The 2,397-nt window shown below is 66.3% G+C and carries 2 protein-coding genes and 1 pseudogene; 1 reads left to right on the top strand and 2 read right to left on the bottom strand.

Annotation, left to right across the window (positions count from 1 at the left end):
- On the top strand, positions 1 to 273 hold a 273-nt coding region (locus ACIQCZ_RS42535), incomplete at its 5' end, for a hypothetical protein (protein WP_402291583.1).
- Positions 274 to 725: 452 nt separating this feature from the next.
- Here the strand turns inward: ACIQCZ_RS42535 and ACIQCZ_RS42530 are convergent.
- Both ACIQCZ_RS42530 and ACIQCZ_RS42525 read right to left on the bottom strand, forming a co-directional pair.
- Positions 726 to 950 carry a hypothetical protein gene (locus ACIQCZ_RS42530; protein WP_402291581.1) on the bottom strand — a complete coding sequence of 75 codons (225 nt, stop codon included), beginning with the start codon at positions 948 to 950 and terminating at the stop codon, positions 726 to 728.
- Positions 951 to 1,465: 515 nt separating this feature from the next.
- Positions 1,466 to 2,263: pseudogene (locus tag ACIQCZ_RS42525) on the bottom strand (IS3 family transposase); the annotation flags it as partial.
- Between the last annotated feature and the right edge of the window lie 134 nt (positions 2,264 to 2,397).

Raw genomic sequence — 2,397 nt, 5'->3', positions numbered from 1 at the left:
GCCAGGACGGCGGCGGAGGCTGACAGGGCCAGGAATACGGAGACGACCCGCCGTCCTGGCTTCGGGTTCACGCGCATGCTCGTGTTCATGCGCGCTACTGTCACGGTCCCGTGTGACGGCGCTTCCATGGACACATGGTGGGAACGTAACAAGGAGTTCGGGGAATGGCTGCCTTCAGAAACGCTTCCGGATGCGAGCCGGGGCAACGGCATGGTGGCTTCGTTCACTTCCAGCGGTTCTGGCTCGCTTTCCGTGGATCAGCACGCTAAGTGACGTTCGTCGGGCGAGGGGGCTTTGGGGAAGCTGCCTGAAAACGACGTCCAGTTGGTTGCCGGTCGGTACAGAGTGCAGCGCGTTGCTGCTGCCCATGAGCGTGCGGGCAGCGACGGCCGGGACGAGATCCTCGGCACGCCTACAGCGACCACGACCTGGTCGTGTTCCTCGAAGGTGCCGACGTCGCCGAGCCCGAGGCCTCCTGGACGACCCGCAGTGGGTGGAATGGCGCGGCGGCCACGCCGACGAGTTCAGCGCCGCCTGAGTCTGAGCGGCGGCAGCGGCCGAGCTGCGGGTCGTTCGCCTGCCCCCCCCCCGGGTGGGAGGAGCAGGTCCAGCGCGAACTGCGCCCGCGCCTCCGGCCTCATGGCGACGATGCCCTCATCCTCACCGGATCACCCTGACCAACAGTGCGAAGCCCGAAGACGGGTGTGGGTTCTGACGTCTGCTGCCTACGATCCGCCCTCGGTCAGCTGGGCGGCGGTGTTCTCGATCCACAGCAGCGTCCACTCGACTCCGGCTCGCCACCCCGGCTCCACGCTGTCGTAGCGACCTTCGGCGTCGGCACGGATATTGGCGGCGAGGGCGCGCAGGTCTTTCTGCAGTCCCTGGCGTTTGGCCGTGCCCATGGCCTGGACCATTTCGTCGGTGATGTCACCGGGTCGCAGTGCGCTCATCGCCCCACCTTGGACGACCGCCCCCGCTGATGGCCATAGCGCGAGGTCATCAAGCTGGATGTCGTGGTCGCGAAGCTCTGGCCAGCCGGTGATCTTCCGTGGCAGGCTCGGGTTTTCCAGGCGAGGGGAGCGTCCGGTGGAGGGTTCCGCAGAGGCGGAAGGCGATGTGTGTCCGGACTGCAAGGCGGGCCCGAGTCCGGAGAACGTCTGCGTCGGGGTGGGGATGCCGATCCAGATGTGGCATACGCCGGTGTCGCGGCTCTCCAGAGGTGAGCAGTGCTAGGGGAGCCGACCTGCGTATTGCTCAGTTTTGGGAGTGGAATGCGGTTGGGTTGGCTCGGGGCGGTATCAGGTGAACCGCCCCGGGTTCGGTAGAGATCTCAGATTGTGGTTGTGACCTGGGGTTTCGTGGATTCCGTGTAGTAGTTGGCTTCGTACTCGACGGGCGGGACGTGGCCTATCTCACCGTGGAGCCTGCGGTGGTTGTACCAGTGGGTCCACTCGGCGGTGGCCAACTAGACCTGGGCGAGCGACTTCCAGGGCCGCCGGGGCTTGATCAGCTCGGTTTTGTACAGGCCGATCGTGCTCTCCATCAGGGCATTGTCGTAGGCGTCACCGACCGATCCGATCGAGGCGGCGATGCCGGCGGCGTCCAGATGCCCGGTAAGCCGGAAACTCGTATATTGCGATCCGGCATCCGAGTGGTGGATCAACTCGCCCGGCCGCACCGGATGTTGGTCTCGGTCACGTTGCCACATGGCCATCTCCAGGGCGTCCAGGACGAAGACCGTTTCCTTCACGGTGGCTGCGGACCAGCCCACGACCCGGCGGGAGAACGTGTCCACGACGAAGGCGGCGTAGACGACACCGGACCAGGTCTTGACGTGGGTGAAGTCCGCGACCCAGCAGCGGTTCGGGGCGGCGGCGACGAAGTCGCGGTCCAGCAGATCCGGCGCCCGTTCGGCCTGGCCGCCGGGCAGCGTGGTGATCACGCGCTTGCCGCGGACCGCTCCGGCGATGCCGAGTTCACGCATCAGGCGCTCGACGGTGCAGCGGGCCACGCGGTGGCCCTGCCGGTTCAGCTCACGCCAGATCTTCCTCGCCCCGTAGACACGGTAGTTGGCCTGGAAGGCCTCGCTGATCCGTTCCTTCAGTTCGGTATCGCGCACGGTCCTGGCCGACGGCGTGCTCCGGCGTTTGTGGTGGGCGTAGTAGGAGGAAGGGGCGATCTTGCAGTCGTGCTCGGTGAGCGTCCTGCAGATCGGCTCGACGCCGCCGAAGCGGCCCTTGTGCTCGTCGATGAACGCTACGAGCGTGTGTGTGGCCGGTCGAGCTCGGCCGCGAAGAAAGACGCGGTGAGGTCAATGGGTCGGTGCAACATCCCAGGTAGAACGGTTACTGGAGGTGTTGCTGGGTGGCGAGGATCGGGCGTCCGGGGTTGTCGGAC

The organism is Streptomyces sp. NPDC093149, assembly GCF_044754145.1.
In the GTDB taxonomy this organism is placed as follows: domain Bacteria; phylum Actinomycetota; class Actinomycetes; order Streptomycetales; family Streptomycetaceae; genus Streptomyces.
Note: the sequence above shows the minus strand (reverse complement) of the source record. Positions and strands in the feature narration are given on the sequence as shown.

What these genes read in the sequence shown, in the direction of transcription:
- ACIQCZ_RS42530 (WP_402291581.1), bottom strand. Translation starts at nt 950, where the DNA reads ATGAGCGCACTGCGACCCGGTGACATCACCGACGAAATGGTCCAGGCC.